Source organism: Pseudohongiella sp. (genome assembly GCF_011050365.1).
Taxonomy (GTDB): Bacteria; Pseudomonadota; Gammaproteobacteria; order Pseudomonadales; family Pseudohongiellaceae; genus Pseudohongiella.
Map to the genome: position 1 here is coordinate 52,820 of NZ_DRFV01000010.1, position 19,246 is coordinate 72,065.

General features: G+C 51.7%; 12 protein-coding genes and 2 pseudogenes. 10 read left to right on the top strand and 4 right to left on the bottom strand.

Annotated features, from left to right (window positions below; translation table 11 throughout):
* Positions 1-149: 149 nt before the first annotated feature.
* Genes pglX through ENH71_RS08930 form a run of 3 tightly spaced genes read left to right on the top strand, consistent with a single transcriptional unit; the run spans position 150 to position 3,993 of the window.
* The gene (gene pglX / locus ENH71_RS08920; protein ID WP_294137689.1) at positions 150-1,967 is read left to right on the top strand and encodes a BREX-1 system adenine-specific DNA-methyltransferase PglX; all 1,818 of its coding nucleotides are present in this window, start codon (positions 150-152) and stop codon (positions 1,965-1,967) included.
* Positions 1,964-3,568, top strand: a complete 1,605-nt coding sequence (locus tag ENH71_RS08925) for an SIR2 family protein (RefSeq protein ID WP_294137693.1) — start codon at positions 1,964-1,966, stop codon at positions 3,566-3,568. Before pglX ends, ENH71_RS08925 begins: the two co-directional genes overlap by 4 nt.
* Positions 3,565-3,993, top strand: coding sequence for a nucleoside 2-deoxyribosyltransferase (locus ENH71_RS08930; protein WP_294137695.1), 429 nt, complete (start codon positions 3,565-3,567; stop codon positions 3,991-3,993). Before ENH71_RS08925 ends, ENH71_RS08930 begins: the two co-directional genes overlap by 4 nt.
* A gap of 108 nt (positions 3,994-4,101) precedes the next feature.
* Here the strand turns inward: ENH71_RS08930 and ENH71_RS08935 are convergent.
* Positions 4,102-4,197 (bottom strand): annotated as a pseudogene (locus tag ENH71_RS08935) (IS3 family transposase); the annotation flags it as partial.
* Positions 4,198-4,276: 79 nt separating this feature from the next.
* On the opposite strand from ENH71_RS08935, the gene tnpA reads away from it, so the two are divergent.
* The 3 genes from tnpA (at position 4,277) to tnpC (ending at position 6,655) form a co-directional block, all read left to right on the top strand.
* On the top strand, positions 4,277-4,651 hold the full coding sequence (gene tnpA / locus ENH71_RS08940; RefSeq protein ID WP_294137696.1) for an IS66-like element accessory protein TnpA: 375 nt from the start codon (positions 4,277-4,279) through the stop codon (positions 4,649-4,651).
* On the top strand, positions 4,651-4,986 hold the full coding sequence (gene tnpB, locus ENH71_RS08945) for an IS66 family insertion sequence element accessory protein TnpB (protein WP_294137697.1): 336 nt from the start codon (positions 4,651-4,653) through the stop codon (positions 4,984-4,986). The genes tnpA and tnpB overlap by 1 nt, the downstream gene beginning before the upstream one ends.
* An 85-nt stretch (positions 4,987-5,071) precedes the next feature.
* Entirely contained in the window at positions 5,072-6,655 is a 1,584-nt protein-coding gene (gene tnpC / locus ENH71_RS08950) for an IS66 family transposase (protein ID WP_294137698.1), read from the top strand.
* Positions 6,656-6,879: 224 nt separating this feature from the next.
* Here the strand turns inward: tnpC and ENH71_RS08955 are convergent, their stop codons facing one another.
* Positions 6,880-8,868, bottom strand: coding sequence for a PQQ-binding-like beta-propeller repeat protein (locus ENH71_RS08955; RefSeq protein ID WP_294137700.1), 1,989 nt, complete (start codon positions 8,866-8,868; stop codon positions 6,880-6,882).
* A 646-nt stretch (positions 8,869-9,514) separates the two neighbouring features.
* Positions 9,515-10,396 (bottom strand): DUF1259 domain-containing protein, encoded by an 882-nt coding sequence (locus tag ENH71_RS08960; protein WP_294137702.1) that lies wholly within the window; start codon positions 10,394-10,396, stop codon positions 9,515-9,517.
* A gap of 102 nt (positions 10,397-10,498) precedes the next feature.
* Between ENH71_RS08960 and ENH71_RS08965 the strand changes: the two genes are divergently transcribed.
* Entirely contained in the window at positions 10,499-11,494 is a 996-nt protein-coding gene (locus ENH71_RS08965; protein WP_294137704.1) for a chromate resistance protein ChrB domain-containing protein, read from the top strand.
* The gene (chrA, locus tag ENH71_RS08970) at positions 11,491-12,885 is read left to right on the top strand and encodes a chromate efflux transporter (RefSeq protein WP_317622745.1); all 1,395 of its coding nucleotides are present in this window, start codon (positions 11,491-11,493) and stop codon (positions 12,883-12,885) included. Before ENH71_RS08965 ends, chrA begins: the two co-directional genes overlap by 4 nt.
* A 318-nt stretch (positions 12,886-13,203) precedes the next feature.
* On the opposite strand, the pseudogene ENH71_RS08975 reads toward chrA, so the two are convergent.
* Positions 13,204-14,252, bottom strand: a pseudogene (locus tag ENH71_RS08975) (IS3 family transposase); the annotation flags it as partial.
* Between the two features lie 175 nt (positions 14,253-14,427).
* Between ENH71_RS08975 and pglZ the strand changes: the two are divergent.
* A complete protein-coding gene (pglZ, locus tag ENH71_RS08980) occupies positions 14,428-17,049 on the top strand; it encodes a BREX-1 system phosphatase PglZ type A (RefSeq protein WP_294137708.1) in 2,622 nt (873 codons plus the stop codon).
* A gap of 15 nt (positions 17,050-17,064) precedes the next feature.
* Positions 17,065-19,104 carry a protease Lon-related BREX system protein BrxL gene (gene brxL / locus ENH71_RS08985; protein WP_294137710.1) on the top strand — a complete coding sequence of 680 codons (2,040 nt, stop codon included), beginning with the start codon at positions 17,065-17,067 and terminating at the stop codon, positions 19,102-19,104.
* Positions 19,105-19,246 lie beyond the last annotated feature (142 nt).

Sequence of the window (19,246 nt, forward strand, 5' to 3'; positions counted from 1 at the left end):
CACTTGGCCATATTGTTGTCCGTTCTGACACTGATAGCGCGGATTGCTTTGCATGAACTGCAGCCTTCCGTTGGCTTCGAATCCACTCCACGCGGTTTTAACAAAGATAGGGTGTACGCGCGCATAGTATTACCCAAAAGGGGACAGGCATGAGCCAAGAACAAAGCAAGGATATAAGCCAGTATTTTTTTCGGGCCTCTGCGGCGGATTTTATGAAGATTCCAGGGAATCCGATGGCTTATTGGGCTACCCCTGCAGACAGGCGTATTTTTGAGCATAAAAACACTTTGGGAATGGTTGCCTATCCAAGACAAGGCATGGCAACAACAAACAACGACTTGTTTCTAAGAAGATGGTTTGAGGTGAGTGCATCCAAATCGAAATTTGATTGCAGTGATACGGATGAATGTATTTTTTCCGGTGCTAAATGGTTTCCTTATAATAAAGGAGGTTCTTTCCGTCGATGGTACGGAAATAATGAATACTTGGTTAACTTCGAGAATAATGGAAAAACCATTTGCGACTACATTGATAATACGCCTGGCGTGAAAGTTGGCTCTAATGGTCGTGTTATCAATAGAGAGCACTACTTCAAGCCTAGTGTCACATGGTCCTTCGTAAGCTCATCATACTTAGGAGTGCGGAAGTCTGATATAGGCTTCATTTTCGATGTTGGGGGGTCCTCCAGCTTCCCACCACCAGATCTAATAAATAGCGTTACAGGATTTCTATGCTGCAAAGTAGCCTTCCATCTTATGAAGGCAATGAACCCCACGTTAAATTTTCAAGTTGGTAACATAGCGCAACTTCCTTTGTTACAGGTTCCGGCTTGCGACCAGATAGTGAAAAAACTTGTTGAGTTAGGGAGGCAGGACTGGGACTACTTCGAAACCTCTTGGAATTTTAAAGCTCTGCACCTCTTCAACTGTGTGATACATCAATCGAAAATCTTCGAAACATACCATGGCATTCGGAGCTTATGGCTAGCTAAAACACTTGAAATGAAAGCCCTTGAAGAGAAAAATAACAGCCTTTTCATCGGAGCCTACGGCCTGCAGGACGAACTAACGCCCGTAGTCCCGTTAGAAGAAATCACTCTTAACTGCAATCCTCACTACCGCTATGGAATCAATCGCAGTGAGGAGGAGCTAGAGACTCTACTGCAGTGCGACACCATCAAGGAACTGGTGTCCTACGCCATCGGTTGCATGATGGGCCGCTACTCGTTAGACAAACCCGGCCTAATTCTCGCCAACCAGGGCGAAACCCTGCAGGATTACCTGAAGCAAATTCCCTCACCGCGATTCGCCCCGGACGATGATGCCATTCTGCCGCTAACCGATCAGGAATGGTTCGCTGATGACGCCACCAACCGCTTCTGCGAGTTTATGCGTATCGCTTGGCCAGCGCCGGAAGATGCGTCAACACAACAAAAAGAGCAGCATCTCCAGCAGAATCTTGACTTCGTCACCGAAAGCTTATGCCTGCATGCCATCAAACCCAAGCGTGGCGAGTCCGCCCCCGATACTATCCGTCGCTATTTGAGCACCCAGTTCTTCAAAGATCATCTGCGTACCTACAAAAAGCGCCCGATCTACTGGTTGTTCAGCTCTGGAAAACACAAGGCGTTCGAGTGTCTGGTCTACCTTCACCGCTACAATGAAGGCATTCTTTCTCGAATGCGAACTGAATATGTCATACCCCTCAGCGCCAAGCTGAGCATCTACGCCGAGAAGCTGGAAAAGGACAGGGACGCCAGCCCTTCTGCCGCAGAAACCAAGCGCCTGGAAAAAGAACTAGTCACTCTGCACAAGCAACAAGCCGAACTCGCCGAATTCGATGAAAAACTTCGCCACTACGCCGACCAGCGTATCAGCCTAGACCTGGATGACGGTGTAAAGGTCAACTATGCCAAGTTTGGGGATCTATTGGCTGAAGTTAAATCTGTCACAGGGACCAAAGAATGAACACGTTCCTATTGGAGAATACAAAGTATCTTGTCCATATGCGTCAACGAATGGGTCGCGACAATCGACTGGGACTTTGTCTTGGCGCCGGCATCAGCGTTGATTTTGATATACCGACGTGGAAAGAACTAGTTCAAAGGATAGCCTCGCATCCTCAGGTAAAAGGAGAAGAGCTACTTTTAGCCTCTGAAAGCCTAACCTCCCAATCTCAGTATCTTTACCAGAAGTTACTGCAATCCCAGCTAAGAGAGGATACAGAAGACGAGGTAGCTGCTTCTCGAAAATTCAATACTGAATGGCTAAAGATCCTTCACGAGTGCCTCTATCGCGATGCTCGTACATCTGAGACGGCACTCAAGAGCCACCCATATCTCTGGAATCTAATGCCTTTGATCAAAAAATCCTCTATGACGATAAACTATAATTTCGACGATACAATCGAGAGAATGTTATATCTTCATAATGCTGAATACCACAGTCACGATGACGATAAAGGCTTCGAAGTAACATGGCAGCCAACACTCCAATTTCGTCGAGACAACGGAGCAATCTATCACCCCAACGGCTTTTTACCCCTTGAAATGATAGAAGGATTCAGCGAACAACTGATCTTTGTAGAGCAAGATTTCGCCGACCAGCTTATTGACGTGAGTCATGGGCATTACAGTGCCTTGCTCAGTCACTTTTCAAAAAATACCATGATCTTTATTGGCCTTTCGTTAAACGACAGCAACCTAAAACATATACTAAGGGTTTCTGCCAGGTCGAATCCCGGTAACTTTCATTACCATATCCAATGGTGCCGTTCAGAGAAACCGAGTGATTCAGAACAAGAAGCGATAAGAAAGGCGAACTTCTCGATCTACAATCTCGTTACTCTTTTCCTAACTGCCGATGAAATCGTTCATTTAGCCAATCTCCTTAAAGCCAATCCAGAGGAATTCGAATCGATATGTGACGCCGTAAAAGACGGAGTAAGTACGAATTTCAGATATTATGTTTCCGGTCCCGTGGGCAGCGGAAAATCAACTGCGCTCGGGCATATTCGAAGTCTTGTTACGTATGATGAATGGGTAGATAGACGAAGCCCGCTACTGGGCAAACCGCATGTTGAACTGACCGACACTGAAAGAACAAGCGTAGACGAATGGATCAATCAACAATTCAGAAAGAAGAATAGAAAAATATCGAGTGAATCGCCAGGGATCGCAGTGATAGACAGAAGTCCATTGGACCCACTTTATTTCACAAATGATTCAGTGTCTGCGAAGAAACGTGCTCAGGAGTTATTACAGGCTATGGCTCCTAGTCAAAGCACTATCAGTAGCATAGCCGATGGGCATTTAATACTATTAAAGTGCGACCCGAGAGTCCTAAAATTGAGACTGGCAGCAAGAGAAAAGAACTACAACGAAGACCAACTTTCCGAACATTCAAGTGTCGTAAGCGAAGCATGGAATAATTTTACTATTACAGTCATTGATACCACTAATCTGTCCGTATACCAGGTCGTCAGCAAAGTACTGGAGACTATTTTATTTGGACCGTATCAGCCAATAAACTTCCAGCGCACCTGCGAAGAAAAGGCGAGAGAATCATGAAAGTATATTTGGCGTCACCCCTCTTCAGTATTATTGAGCGAGAGTTGAATACATCGCTATGCACTATTTTGGAGACGTCTTTTACTGTATATCTCCCTCAAAGAGACGGACCACTGATTGAACTTGATCGTGACAGCACAGATTCCATACATACATTAAAGGATATGGCGTTTAGGTCAGATATTGACGCACTGAGATCCTGCGATGTCATGGTCGCAGTCTTGGATGGTCGCGCGCTTGACGAGGGCGTATGTATAGAGATGGGCTTCGCCAAAGCCCTTGGCAAGCGAATTATAGGTGTAAAGACGGATATCAGAGTTGCGCTGCCTTGGGGAAATAACCCGATGGTGGACGGCTGTGTCGATGTTTGGGTAGCTGACCCGTTGACGATAACCGAAGTTATACATCGTTTTGTGAGTCAATGAGTGCCGGTTTTGCGATTTCTTTGAAAAATAACTCGTTAATCTGGCCGAGCATCTTCCGACCGCTAACCCCACATGGACTTACCCCACTTTCATAGACAAATCCGAGCCTCAAAATGAGGCTGTCTCGAAGGCCTCGGGACTTACTCCACCAAGATGGCTATGACGACGAGATCGATTGTAAAACACTTCTATGTAGTCGAACAGTAACCGTCCGGCCATCACATCTTGAACCGATGTGCTCCTGATTCGATAGTGTCCACCTATTTTTAAGCGGACACCTATCATGAACGAAATAAGCGTAGTCAATCCGGCGCCGAAGCGCAAACGTTACACCAAGGCCTTTAAACACAACGTGATTACCGCCTGTGCGCAACCTGGCGCCTCGGTGGCCCGCATCGCGCTGGAGCACGGACTCAACGCCAATATGCTGCGTAAATGGATACGTCTGGCGCAGAGCAAAAGTACTCACAAGGCACCTGGCTTTGTCGCTTTGCCGATAAATGCCAATGCCCCTGTGCAACCGGCGCCGCCAGTAAAGCGCGCTGCTGATACTGAGGCGATCCGTGTGGAAATCCCGTATCGCCAGCAAAGCATCAACATCAGTTGCCCGGTGTCACAAACTGATCGCTGCCTGGCGCTGCTGCGAGAACTTCTGTAGTGATCCGCATCGATCAGATCTGGCTGGCCACCGAGCCGCTGGATATGCGCGCCGGGCCGGACACGGCGCTGGCCCGGGTGGTGCAGGTGTTTGGCAGTGCCCGGCCGCATTGTGCGTATCTTTTCGCTAACAAACGCGCCAACCGGATGAAGGTGTTGATCCACGATGGTCTTGGCATCTGGCTGTGTGCCCGCAGGCTCAACCGCGGCAAGTTTCACTGGGCTGAATCCTGGCGCGCCCCGCAACTGACGCTCAGCGATGAGCAGCTCAGTGCGCTGGTTCAGGGTCTGCCCTGGCAGCGAGTCGGTGAAGCAGGCGTCATCAGTCTCCTGTAAGTTGTATCGAATCATAACCTTGCGGTAAATGCTATCACCCATTAAGCGTATCAAAGTCAGCGCGGGTCAGTGGCATACTGACGGCATGACTCAAGTTGATCTGAACAAACTCGATGCCGAACAGCTGCGCAACCTGGTTGCCCAACTGATGGGCAGTGCGGCGGACCAGAAGCAGCAGTTGCAGACATTTCAGCAGCGCACTGTGACCGCCGAGCAGCGCAACCGACACCTGGAAGCGGTCAACGCCAAGCTCTCGCACGAGTTGTTGCTGCTGCGTCGTTTGAAGTTCGGCAAACACAGCGAGAAGCTCAGCCCTCTGCAGCAAAGCCTGTTAGAAGACATCATCGATGCCGATACCAGTGCCATCGAGCAGGAGTGGGCTGATCAGATAGAAGATGAACCCATCAGCAACAAACCCAAAGCGCAGCCCAAGCGTGTGGCATTGCCGGCGGAGCTGCCTCGTACAAAGATACGGCATGAACCGGACAACACCCAATGCCAGTGCGGCTGCCAGTTAAAGCGCATCGGTGAAGACGTCAGCGAGAAACTGGACTACACCCCGGGCGTGTTCAGTGTTGAGCAGCACATCCGTGGCAAGTGGGTGTGCACCGAGTGTGAAACACTGACCCAGGCGGCGATACCGGCGCATGTGATCGACAAAGGCCTGCCCACCACCGGCCTGCTGGCTCATGTACTGGTAGCCAAGTACGCCGATCATCTGCCGCTGTACCGCCAGGAGCAGATCTTTGGTCGGGCCGGTTACCCGTTGGCTCGTTCCACATTGGCTGACTGGGTCGGCCGCTGCGGCCAGGCCTTACAACCGTTGGCTGATGCACTGCGAGACACCATCCTGAGTCACCCGGTGGTGCACGCCGATGAAACACCGGTACCGGTGCTGGAGCCGGGCAAGAAAAAGACTCACCGTGCGTACATCTGGGCCTACTGCACCACCCCTTATGCCGATACCAAAGCGGTGGTCTATGACTTTGCACCCGGACGCGCCGGTGAACATGCTCGGCGCTTCCTTGATGGCTGGCAGGGCAAACTGATCTGCGACGACTACAGTGGTTACAAAGCCAGCTTCGGTCAGGGCATCACCGAGATCGGTTGTATGGCTCATGCCCGTCGCAAGTTCTTTGAACTGCACGAAACGAACAAAAGTACATTGGCAGCCACTGCGTTGGAGCAGATCGGCAGGCTCTATGAGGTCGAGCGTCAGGCCAAACCCCTGGATCCCCAGCAGCGGTACTTACTACGACAACAAAAAGGTAAACCCCTGGCCGATGATTTGCACACCTGGCTGATCGCCCATCGGCAGAAGGTGCCCGATGGCACTGCTACAGCCAAGGCCATCGATTACAGTTTAAAACGCTGGAGCGCGCTGACCCGTTATCTGGATGATGGGGCCGTGCCCATCGACAACAATCAGGTTGAGAACCAGATCCGCCCCTGGGCGCTGGGTCGCAGCAACTGGCTGTTTGCCGGCTCGCTTCGCAGTGGGCGACGCGCCGCTGCGGTGATGAGCCTGATACAATCAGCCAGACTGAATGGGCAAGATCCGTACGCCTATCTCAAAGATGTATTGGCCAGGCTGCCAACACACAAGGCCAGTGCCATTAGTGAACTACTGCCACACAACTGGCAGCCGGAAGCCGCTGTTAAATTTTGATGGCCGGAGTGTTACGAAAACGGACTCCATGATTAAGGTCAAATTGACACACGTCGGTAGCTCGTTGGGTATTGAGTTGCCCAGGGAAGTGCTTGACAAGCTCATTGTTGGTCGTGGAGACATCCTTTATCTGGTTGAAGGTCCGCATAGCTACACCCTAACCGCTTCCGACCCTGCCTGCTTACCATATCAATTCCCCGGAAATAAATACCCTTACGAGATTTTCATTCAAGAGTTAAGGCAACAATTCTGGATGAGCTGCCGGGCGTGCTAATAGCCATCACCAGATACTGCTTGCCATTGTGCATGTACGTCATAGGGACACCTGTTACGGTGCCGGGCATTTCTATTTCGGCTACAATAGACCCCGTAGTTTTGTCCAACGCCCAAAGGACCGGGCTCCCGCCTACACCTTCGCCGGCAAACAAGAGTGATTTGGTCAACACCAGACCTGACCGGGTGGGTTTGCCGGTACGTCCAATGTCGATGCCTTGAAGCAAGGGATGATTTGCGATTTCATCTGGCGTGTCGCCATTCGCAACCTGCCAAACATGTTCACCCGTGACCATATTAATTGCAGTGATCCGCCCATAAGGTGGTTTCACCAGTGGGATTCCTTCGACGTTGGGGGGCGTGCCACCACCATGGATATACGCCACGCTGGAGGCTGCAGGATCGTTGACCAGTGCCATCACGCTTGTTGCCGTTCTGGATGGAACATAGATTATGCCCGTATCTGGGTCATAGGCAGCGCCCTCCCAATTCGATCCCCCAGTAGCAGAGGGCAGGAGCAAGGTTCCAAGCGTGCCATCTGGCCCTTTAAAAACAGAGGGCGGCGTGAATGGAGACTCGCTCATTCGATAATCAGACGCTATCTCCATCGCTTTCGCGTGTATCTCTGGGGTGAAATCGACAAGGTCGTCTTCTTGAAAGCCCTGACGGTCGTAAGGAGCAGGAAGTAAGGGGAATGGCTGTGTTGCGGCGGTCCACTCGCCTGGCACATCAGTTTGTGGTACTGGGCGCTCTTCGACAGGAAACAGTGGCTCACCGGTTTTTCGATCGAACATGAACAGGTGCGATTGTTTTAGCGTCTGGATTGCCGCGCGAGTGCCATCCGGCAAATCGACCAGCAGTGGCGCCGAAGGCGTATCCCAGTCCCAGATGTCGTGATGGGTAGTTTGGAAGTACCACTTCATTTCGCCCGTCTTGTAATCTACTGCGACCGTCGAGCTGGAGAAAAGATTATTGCCAGGCCGGTCTCCGCCATATCGATCGCCCGTTGCAGATTCTACGGGCAAGTAGACCAGCCCCAGCTCTTTATCGGCAGACATGGGCGCCCACACTCCGGCGTTACCTGTAAAATCTGCACCGGAAATCCAGGACTCATAGCCAATATCGCCAGGCTCGGGAATGGTTTTGAATGTCCACAAAAGCTCCCCGGTCGAGACATCAAATCCACGGATATCTCCCTTTACGTTCTCGCGGGCAATTGGGCGCATGCCCACAAGATGTGCTGCGCCAGTGATCACAACCCCATCTATTGCCAGTGGCATAAAGGACATACCGATATCTATATCGTCACGACCTGGGCCAAGACGCAGGCCCTGCTGCAAATCCACCCACCCATCGGAGCCGAACGATTCTATTGGGCGGCCCGTCTGAGCGTCCAAAGCAACAAGAAAATACCCTGGTGTAATAGTAAAAATAATTTCTTGGCCATTATTATTGTAATAGGTCAGACCTTTGCCAGACCCTTTGCGAGGAGCATCTTCAAAGCGTTGTCCTTCCTGCGGATTCCACGTCCATTTGATTTGCCCGGAACCTGCATCCAACGCAACCACATTTCGAGTTGCGCCTGCCGTCGCGTAAAGCGTCCCATTAACCATCAGCGGCGTCGTGACACTAACTGTCTCTGGCCGTGGGCCGAAGGGACCGGTGTCAAATGTCCACGCGATCTTCAATGAGTCTACATTGGAAGAGTTAATCTGGTCCAGCGGAGAGTAGCGAATTGAGCGTTCATCACCATTGTAATGAGTCCACGGCTGGCTGCCAGTTTGAGCCACCTCAGCCGCTCCAGGGTTAATTCGAAGTTCCGCTAGAGCATTGGCCGAAATCTGGCCATTAGGGATCTGGATATTGCCCGACTGGAGAATAAATGCGGTCAGATCAAGATACTGAGTATTGGTCAATGAGCCCGGGGTCTCTGCTGGCATGGTCGTTCGGATTTGATTGAACAACTCGTCACCCGTACGACCTATCCAGCGTGCTCGAAGCCGGCCATCCATCTCGGCGGGAACATGGCACCTGGAACATTCCGACTCGAATATTGTTTGGCCGCGCTCGACATTCCCATCCTGTCCCTGAGCTGCGCTGATCGCGAAGAGGCTGACAAGCAGCGCTGCTGATAATCTAAACATACATAATCCTCGTAACGAGTTAGGCTTAAAGTAAGACTTTTCCAGATTGAATCATAGATATTATTGGCACACGACCCCTAATACGCCATACTGATTTTTGCCTGAACATTGCGGTCACGACGCTCCACGCAGGAGGTCAGATTTCTCTTCATGTCTTCTCGGCATCGATACCATATATCGAAGACTGCGTTTCGGCCAAATGATCATTCGTATCACGCCCCATAGCTGGGAGTTGGAAGTTAAAGGTCCGGGCGGCGGCTGTTTGACGAAAGGTCGATGCGCAGATCCGTCGCATATTGCACTCCGCCTTGAATCTCTTCGGTCGCAACAACCCCCGTGGAAAACAGGAGGCAGATCACTAAAGCTACAGGGCAATGGTAGAATCTCGGGCTGTACTGGGTCTTCGGGATCGTCTCCGCATGCAAGCATTTATCTTCACATGCTACTGCACATTCACCAGGTCTAGGGCCGACTTAAGCCCCCTTGCCAGCGCTTCCGGTGCGCCCACTCCCCAGAAATGCATAAAAAACAGCCGGGGTTCCTCCTCAAGCATGTGATTATGCAGCGCGGTAACCTCGATATCGTTGTCACGCAAAGCTCGCAGAACTGGATTGACTTCGTCCGCTGTCAGAACAAAGTCGCCGGTAGTTGCAGCCTCGTCGCCGCCGGCAGACTGGAAATTTATAGCAATCTCAGCACCCATTCCTGCGGGCAGGGCCATGCCATCCTCACTGATAGGCGCTGCACGGGGAATGCTGACTTTATAAACACCGCCGTCGGCACTTCCTTCATGCTCCAGCACCTGTGCGATGATTTCGCTGTTGAAATCCAGGCCTTGCTCTGCGCTGTTTGCTGTAGGACTGTTCATGGGCGTTTCACTAAGGGCAATGGCATCCCTGAAGGTTTTGGCCAGTTCTATGGGATCACCATGTGCCTCCACATGCATGTACATCGGGAATGGCTGGGCGCGCAGCAAATGGTTATGGATAGCTGTCACTTCCACCCCCCCTTCGGCGAGCCGCTTCATCACAGGGTTTACCTCCTCCTCAAGCAGAACAAGATCTCCCATCACCATGACCTGATCATCATCGGTGGGGTGGAAAGCGAGCCATGTGCCCAGTGCGAGTCCCGGCATGACATTAGTGCCGTCTAAAACCACCTCGAGATCCGTGCGTGGGAAACCGAAACGGTGGACTTCCCCAGCCTGGCCGCTCACAGGCCGAGCCAAGATTTCGCCCACCTCAGGCCAGTCAACCTGTGCGCTTGCAGGATTGGTGGCAAGTCCTAGAACTGAAATGAGAGCTGTAGTGCATAGCGTTCGCATTGGATTGCTCCTTACATATGCTTATGAGATCTTGGAGGATAAACTCATCATTTCGATGATACAAGTGTTGCTTACGGCCATGACTGAAGATACATTCTACATATGAGCGAAAAAATCTCCGAAAATCAGGCGGCCAGCCGTGAAAAATGGCTTTTATTGATATTCCAGCTACCTTCGAAACCGGCTTATTTGAGGGTCAAAATCTGGCGAAGACTGCAGGGCATAGGTGCGATTGCTGTCAAAAGCTCCGTCTATGCCCTGCCCGCGAACGAAGAGTCTTTGGAGGACTATGAGTGGTTACTGCGCGAGATCGAGGAAGGCAGCGGTGAAGGCCTGATTTGTGAAACGCAGTTTGTGGATGGTTTGACTGATGCCCAGGTTCGTCAACTGTTTGATCAGGCCAGAGATGCGGACTACGACGCTGTGGCAACAGAGGCTCGCGCGCTTGACGAAGCAATCAAGAACGATAAAGAGCAGGAAACGGGGGATGTGCGCAATCAAATTGTTCGCCTTCGCAAGAAACTAATAGAAATTGAGGCAATCGACTTCTTTGGGGCAAATGGCCGTGAAGCGGCCGAGGGGTTGCTTTCGGCTCTCGAAGATAATCTCAAGAATGCCACTGAGAAAGTAGATAACGAGGTTAAAAAAACCGCGTCTTCAGCCATTCCACAAGGTAGCGTTTGGGTGACACGCAAAGGCGTACATGTAGACCGAATTGCATCTGCTTGGTTAATACGACGCTTTATCGATCCGGAGATGCAACTCAAATTCGTGGCGGCCACAGGATACATCCCTGAGGATGGCGAGTTGCGATTCGATATGTTTGAAGCCGAATTCACTCATGAAGGTGATAACTGCACATTTGAGGTACTCCTGTTGCGAGCCGGCTTGGAGGTGCCTGCCCTGCAGAAAATCGCTGAAATTGTTCATGATATAGACATTAAGGACGGCAAGTTCGCCCGAGAAGAAGTCGCCGGCATAAGAACCTTGATCACCAGCATCTGCCTGTCGACTTCTGATGACGACGAGCGTATTCGACGGGGCTCAGTCGTGTTCGCCGATCTCTATAGGTATTTCAAAAGGAAGGGTTTGCAATGACGGACACTCGCAACGTGAAAGCCGAAGATAACGCTCCGGAAACCGGCGGGCATAACATACCTTTTTCGGAAGCATTGTGGGTTTGGATGCGGGTCGCTGCACTGTCCTTTGGCGGCCCCGCCGGTCAGATCGCCGTGATGCACCGGATTCTGGTGGAGGAGAAAAAATGGATCGGCGAAAACCGATTCCTGCATGCGCTGAACTACTGCATGCTCCTGCCGGGACCAGAGGCGCAGCAGCTCGCGATATATATCGGCTGGTTGCTGCACAAGACAAAAGGGGGGCTCGCTGCCGGCATTCTGTTCGTGCTGCCAGGATTCCTTTCAATTATGGCGCTCAGTTATATCTATGTGCTCTATGGCAACATCAGCGCAGTTGAAGGCTTATTCTTTGGCCTCAAGACCGCCGTGTTGGCCATTGTACTGCAGGCCGTCGTGCGAATCGGCTCCCGTGCACTGAAGAATAATGTCATGCTGGGTCTGGCAGCTGCCGCGTTCGTGGCTATTTTCTTCCTCGGCATACCGTTCCCACTCATTATTCTCTCGGCAGCGCTAATAGGTTACTTCGGTGGCCGTACCGGAATGCCTGCCTTTGTCATTGATACCAGCCATGGCAAGCAGGGAGAGGGTCTGTCCGATGAGGACTCAGCATTAGGCGCCACCATACCGGCGCATGCCAAACCCACCGTCTCTTGGTCCATCCGAATATCACTGATTCTGCTGATTCTATGGTTCGGACCGATTGTGTTATTAATCCAGACGGTGGGGATGGAAAATGTCTTTTCCCAGATAGCCATATTCTTCAGCAAGATGGCGATGGCGACCTTTGGGGGCGCGTACGCTGTTCTCGCTTACGTGAGCCAGGCGGCCGTGGAAAACTTTGGATGGCTGACCCCAGAAGAGATGCTTGACGGTCTGGGCATGGCGGAAACAACCCCCGGACCGCTGATTCAGGTGGTCCAGTTTGTCGGTTTTTTGGCGGCTTTCCGGGATCCAGGGACTATGAACCCCTATACAGTTGCGACATTCGCCGCTGTACTGACTACCTGGGTAACATTTGTGCCCTGTTTCTTATGGATTTTTCTGGGCGCCCCCTTCATTGAAACCTTACGCGGCCATAAGGCACTCTCAGCAGCCCTCGCGGCAATCACGGCGGCAGTGGCGGGTGTCATCCTTAATCTTGCACTCTGGTTCGCGATGCACGTGCTATTCGAAGTGCGTGAAATCCATGCCTATGGGTTGACGGTAGATGTGCCTGTGCTGAACACGATCGATATACCCTCTTTACTAATGACTATCGCTGCGCTACTGGCGGTATTCTACCTCAAGATTGGGATGATAAAGGTTCTCGGGCTTAGCGCTTTGGTTGGGATGGCTTTCTATTCTTTATGACGTCATTGCGGCCTCGGTAGGGGTGGCAGTTATCCGCCACCCTCCGCACAGGGCCGTGAGTGCGAAACTATCGCATTCAGATATGTGTGGAAGAATAGGTAAATGAATACGCGACGCAACTGAAACTTTGGGCGCGCAGACCCACTACTTGGATGACGGGGCTGTATCTATCGGCAACAACCAAGCGTAATAGCAGATCCTCTGCCTCTCGAAGATTCTTCGCATTAATTGGCACACATAAACAGCTTACAGGTTGCTATGACCGTACTGTTACAATCCGGCGCACCTCAGATCAAGATGTGATGGCCGGACGCTTACGTCGAACACATCAGCACGCGCCATTTCTCGTGTTTTGTAGATGCGCTTCTTTATGCGCTCCTTTTTCAGGCTGCTAAAAAAGGATTCGGCAACTGCGTTGTCCCAGCAATTGGCACGCCTGCTCATGCTCGGCTCAAGCTTGTTTGATTTGCAAAACCTTACCCAATCATCACTACCATACTGTGAGCCCTGGTCTGAGTGGATGATCACCGGCTTTACCGGCTTTCGTCGCCACACGGCCATCATCAACGCGTCAAGCACCAGCTCTCTATGAATCGTGGGCTTCATCGACCAACCGATGACTTTGCGGGAGAACAGATCCAGCACAACGGCCAGATAAAGCCACCCCTGCCAAGTACGTATATAGGTAATGTCGGTTACCCAGGCCGTATCCGGTGCTGCGACCGTAAACTCCCGGTTCAGCGCATTGGCAGCAATAAGAGCGGGCCTGCCGCCTTGCGCCCTGGGTGCCTTGTAGCCTCTAAGGGCCTTGATCTTGTTGCACTTCATGATTCGGGCGACACGATTTTTACCGCAACCCTCGCCAACCTCTCGCAGATCCTGGTACACGCGTGGCGCGCCATATACGCCACCGCTGCCCTCGTAGGACGCACGGATCAGCCCCAGTAATCGCTGATCCTCGATTGTCCGATCCGATAAGGGCTTGTGCAGCCATTGGTAGTATCCGGCTCGGGCCACTTTCAGCACACGACACATGGTCTGTATGCCAAACTCGTTGCGATGCTCGAGCATGAAACGGTACTTTACTCGGGCTCCTTGGCAAAGTACCGCGCGGCCTTTTTTAGAATATCACGCTCCTCCTCGGTGCGACGAAGTTGCGCTTTAAGAGTGAGAACTTCACTTTTTGCTGCCACCAATTCGGCAGCCTGCTGATCGGATTTGTCTGGCTTGATCGCTTTGATCCACTTGTACAGGCTGTGCGCAGAGACACCCAATCGTTCTGAAACTTCGGCCACGGTATAACCACGTTCGACTATTTGACGAACGGCTTCTTGTTTGAATTCCGGGGTAAATCGTGCATTGCTCATATGACTTCCTCCTATGCTAATATCATAGCCCGGAAGTGTCTACGGGACTGGGGTAAGTCCAATCATAGCCCGGAAGTGTCTACGGGACTGGGGTAAGTCCAACAGACTGCGTTTTCAGTACAGCAAATCAGGCCCCCAATTATGGCTCATCAACTAACGCCGGCAGGTGTAACCCATGGACACTAAACAACTACAGCAGGGTCTGCATCAGGCATTTTTCACCGAACAGCACCGTATCGTGTTCTGGTACGATGCCGAGCAAAGTTTCCGTGAAGAACTCGACCAGCTTGAACTGCCGGGCATCCAGGTGCTGGACATGGCGCAGGAGGCCAGCCTGGCACTGAAGTTTCGTTTAGAGCTGGACGATCCGAAAGGCAAGTACCTGCTCTATTACCCCAGTGCAGAACCCGACATCAAAGAAGACTGGCTACTGGACATCAAACTCTATTCTCGCAGCTTCTACGCCGACCGTATTTCGTTGATATTTAACGAGCTGGGCCTAAGTCAACAAAGCTTGCGTAAACATCTGGCGAACCGGCAGCGCTTTCTAGCCAACAAAAATCGAATTGCGGCGCTTAAGAGAGTGGTCGCCGTCGATGCTGACTCGGAACAGCTTGACCTGACAATGATTGCCGTCACGCTCAGCGCACCTGGCTCTGACATTGCCACCTTGTTGTTTACGCTAGGTGAACAAGCTGCTGCTCATGATCTGGGTTTGGAAACGAACCCGCCCGCTATTGAGGACTTGATTAAATACGACCTGCTCCCGGCTCTGCTCAGAGCGCTGCAAAATGAAGTAGGGTATCCAGTGAGCGCAGAAGAGCTCAGTGGAGAGCATACCTTCAGTCTGGGGCAACTGATGATTCGCCTTCTCACCACCGGGTTTTGTGAAAGTGTTGGTGATATACCTGCCTGGGCGAAGAGCATCGCCATTCCCTCTGCGGGAGCACGAGCAACATCACGTGCTTTGCTCTCCAGGTGGAGAGACAGCTCACGGTTTTATCCCGCTTACGACGCGATTTCACACTGGGTGGGGAGCGCCCTGCGTATACAGCAGAAGCTCAGCGAACTACCCCTGCCGACATTATCGAACATTGCCACCTTTGAGGCTGCAGAAAAGCAGATTGTGGTTGAGCTGTGTCATGCGATCCCGCAAGCCGGCGCAATCGACCTGGCGACCCTGGAGCAAATCATCAGAAATCGCCTGGACGGTTACTGGGCTTCGCGCCACAAAGACGATCAAACCCGGAAAAAATATCGACTTATTTATGCCGCTCTAAGCGCGGCGATCGATCTGTTTGGCCTACGCCACAGTCACGCTGCAGGGTTTCACTATCCCAGTTGCGAAGCTATCTATAAGGCGTACGAGAAAGAGCTGTATCGCTTTGATACTGCTTACCGGCATTATATGACAGCCGCACGTAAAGCGCATATCGATTTGCTACGTGAGCTCGATTCTGCAGTGGAAGCGTGTTACGCGGATTGGTACATTGCTCAGTTATCGCGTAGTTGGAGCGATAAACTTGAAGCAGAGAATCGTCTGGCCCACTGGCACATGCCTGGCACTCCCGGCCAGCAGCAATTTTACCGCCACTGGGTGCAACCGCAGTTTGATGGCTCGCGCAATAAACGTGTCGCCGTCATCATCAGTGATGCCTTTCGTTATGAAGCCGCCGTTGAGCTGCGCGAGCGCATTGACGCTAAAAGGTACAGCCAGGCCAAACTGTCCAGCCAGTTAGGTGTATTGCCCAGCTATACGACGCTGGGCATGGCGTCACTGCTGCCACACAAGAGCTTGGATTACCGGGAAGGCGCAGGAGACGAGGTATTGGCCGACGGTCAGTCCACGAAAGGCACGGCTGCACGGAATAAGGTCCTGACTGCTCATGGTGGCATAGCAGTCAGCGCTGAAGATGTAAAAACCTGGTCTCGCGAAGCTGGCCGGGAGGCTTTAAAGGACCAACAACTGGTTTATGTCTACCACAACATAGTTGACGCTCGTGGCGACAGCGCCGCCACAGAGGCAGAGACCTTTGACGCAGTAGAACAAGCCATAGAAGAATTGGACGAGATGGCTCGTAAAATACTGATGCATTTTAACACCAGCACAGTGATCATCACCGCGGATCACGGTTTCCTGTTTCAACAAAGTAAGCCCAACAGCGTAGACAAAACCGAGCTTACCGATGTACCGGGGAATATTATCAAGAGCAAAAAACGCTATGTGATTGGTCCTTCATTGCCCCACAACAAGGAAGTATGGCACGGCAATACAAAACACACGGCCAGCACCAGCAGTGACACTGAGTTCTGGATCCCTAAGGGAGCCAACCGCTTTCATTTTGTTGGCGGAGCCCGTTTTGTGCACGGCGGCGCCATGCCTCAAGAAATTGTGGTGCCGGTGCTGACAGTGAACCAGCTCCGCGGTGAAAAGGCCGAGCGACGCTCGATGCGCAAAGTGGAAGTTATCTCTGCCCGCTCTAGCCTCAAGATGGTAAACAACATCCAACGCTTTGATTTGCTGCAAACCGAGGCAGTCAGTGACAGAGTCATGCCCGTAACGCTGTCAGTGGGTATCTACGACGGCGACCAGTTGATCTCCAGTGAGGAGACCGTGACATTCGATTGCAGTACCGACTCCATGAGCGAGCGCACTAAGCAGGTACGGCTGTCGCTGCAAGGCAGCGACTTTGATCGCAAACGCGATTACTTCCTGGTGCTGAAGGACAAAGATCTGAAAACCGAAACCGAGCGCTACCGGGTCATTATTGATCTAGCCATTACCAACGACTTTTAAGATGAGATTGACACCATGGACAACTTGCCCACAAAAGACCTGGACCAACTGCTTAACGAGCATTTCGCCGGACGTGTGGTTCGCAAAGACCTGACCAAGCTGATCAAGGAAGGGGCTAACGTACCGGTATACGTACTCGAGTATCTGTTAGGTATGTATTGTGCTACCGACGATCAGGAAGTGATCGACGAAGGGCTCAGGAATGTTAAAACCATTCTGGCAGAGAACTATGTCCGCCCCGATGAGGCCGAGAAGATCAAATCGCTGGCCAGAGAGCGCGGCACGTATAGGGTGATTGACCGAGTCACAGTCCGCCTGAATGAAAAGAAAGACCGTTATGAAGCGGCGTTCAGCAATCTGGGCATTAAAGACGCTGAAATATCAGCAGGTATCGTAAAGGAGAATGAAAAGCTGCTGGTAGGCGGAATCTGGGTCATTGCGACACTAAGTTACTTCCACGATGAAGGGCAACCGGGCTCTCCGTTCAGTGTCACTTTGTTAAAGCCTATACAGATGCCCAACATGAATATGGCCGAGCTGTTTGACGGCAGACGACAGTTGAACACCGATCAATGGCGCGAAACGCTTATGCGCTCTATTGGCATGGAGCCTTCCACACTGGAAACAGACGTTCAGTGGCACCTGCTGGCCCGAATGATTCCGTTTGTGGAAAACAACTATAATGTCTGCGAACTCGGCCCTCGTGGCACCGGTAAAAGTCATATCTACAAGGAGTGTTCTCCCAACAGCATATTGGTGTCTGGCGGCCAGACAACGGTCGCTAACCTGTTCTACAACATGAGCACCCGGCGCATAGGGCTGGTAGGTTTATGGGATGTTGTCGCCTTTGATGAGGTGGCTGGCATCAAGTTCTCCGACCGCGATGGTGTGCAGATCATGAAGGACTTTATGGCTTCAGGATCCTTCGCGCGTGGCCGGGAGCAAATGGAAGCCTCAGCCTCCATGGTATTTGTCGGCAATATCAATCACAGCGTCGAGAGTCTGGTCAAAACCAGTCACCTACTGGCCCCCTTCCCTGACGCCATGATCGATTCAGCATTCTTTGACCGCTTTCACGCTTACATACCCGGCTGGGAAATACCCAAAATGCGGCCCGAGTTTTTTACCAACCGCTACGGCCTGATTACGGACTATCTTGCAGAGTTTTTTAGGGAGATGCGGAAGCGTGGATTTGCCGACGCTATTGATAAATACTTCAAGCTTGGAAACAATCTCAACCAGCGCGATGTGATAGCAGTACGCAAGACTGTCTCTGGCCTTTTAAAACTTCTTCATCCCCATGGTGAGTTCGAAAAAGACGATGTACGCCCGTGCCTGGAGTACGCATTACAAGTTCGTCGGCGTGTCAAAGAACAGCTCAAAAAAATTGGCGGCATGGAGTTTTACGATGTGCATTTTAGCTACATCGATAATGAAACCATGGAAGAGCATTTTGTTTCTGTCAAAGAACAGGGAGGCGGGAAACTGATACCAGAAGGCCCAGGGAAACCGGGAATCGTGCACACGATTGGGCTTGGTTACAGGGATATGCCCGGCGTCTACAGAATAGAGCTGCAGGTTACCAAAGGTTCTGGGAAACTGGCGACTTCGGGCCTTTGGAATCTGAATCCGGCGAAGGAGCAGGTACGGATAGCCTTTGATTACTTCAAGGCGAATGCGACAAGGATCAGCGGCAGCGCCAAGGTTATGGATCATGACTTTCATTTGCATGTTGTTGACCTGCAAAGCACTGGCCCCTTGATACCACTTGCGCTATCCAGCCTGGTTGCATTCTCTTCCGGACTGCTTGGCCGCCCCGTGCAGAACCAACTTGTGGTATTGGGCGAGATGTCTCTGGGCGGCTCTGTCACACCCGTGGAAAGCCTCGCCGAGTGTATGCAGGTAGCATTTGATGCCGGCGCCAAGCGGGTCGCCATGCCAATGGCTAGCGCCAAGGATTTGCCAACTATACCTGCAGAGCTTTTTACCAAGTTCCAGACCAGTTTCTATGGGGACCCGGTCGAGGCTGTGTTTAAGGCGCTGGGGGTAGATTGAGAGACGTGAGCAGATCTCCAGTTAGGTAGCATACCTTTTTACTGCTACGGCGAAGGCCATCGATTACAGTTTAAAACGCTGGAGCGCTCTGATGTCAACGGCAATCTAATTTTGACCCACCAGGCGGCAATGTAAAATGTAT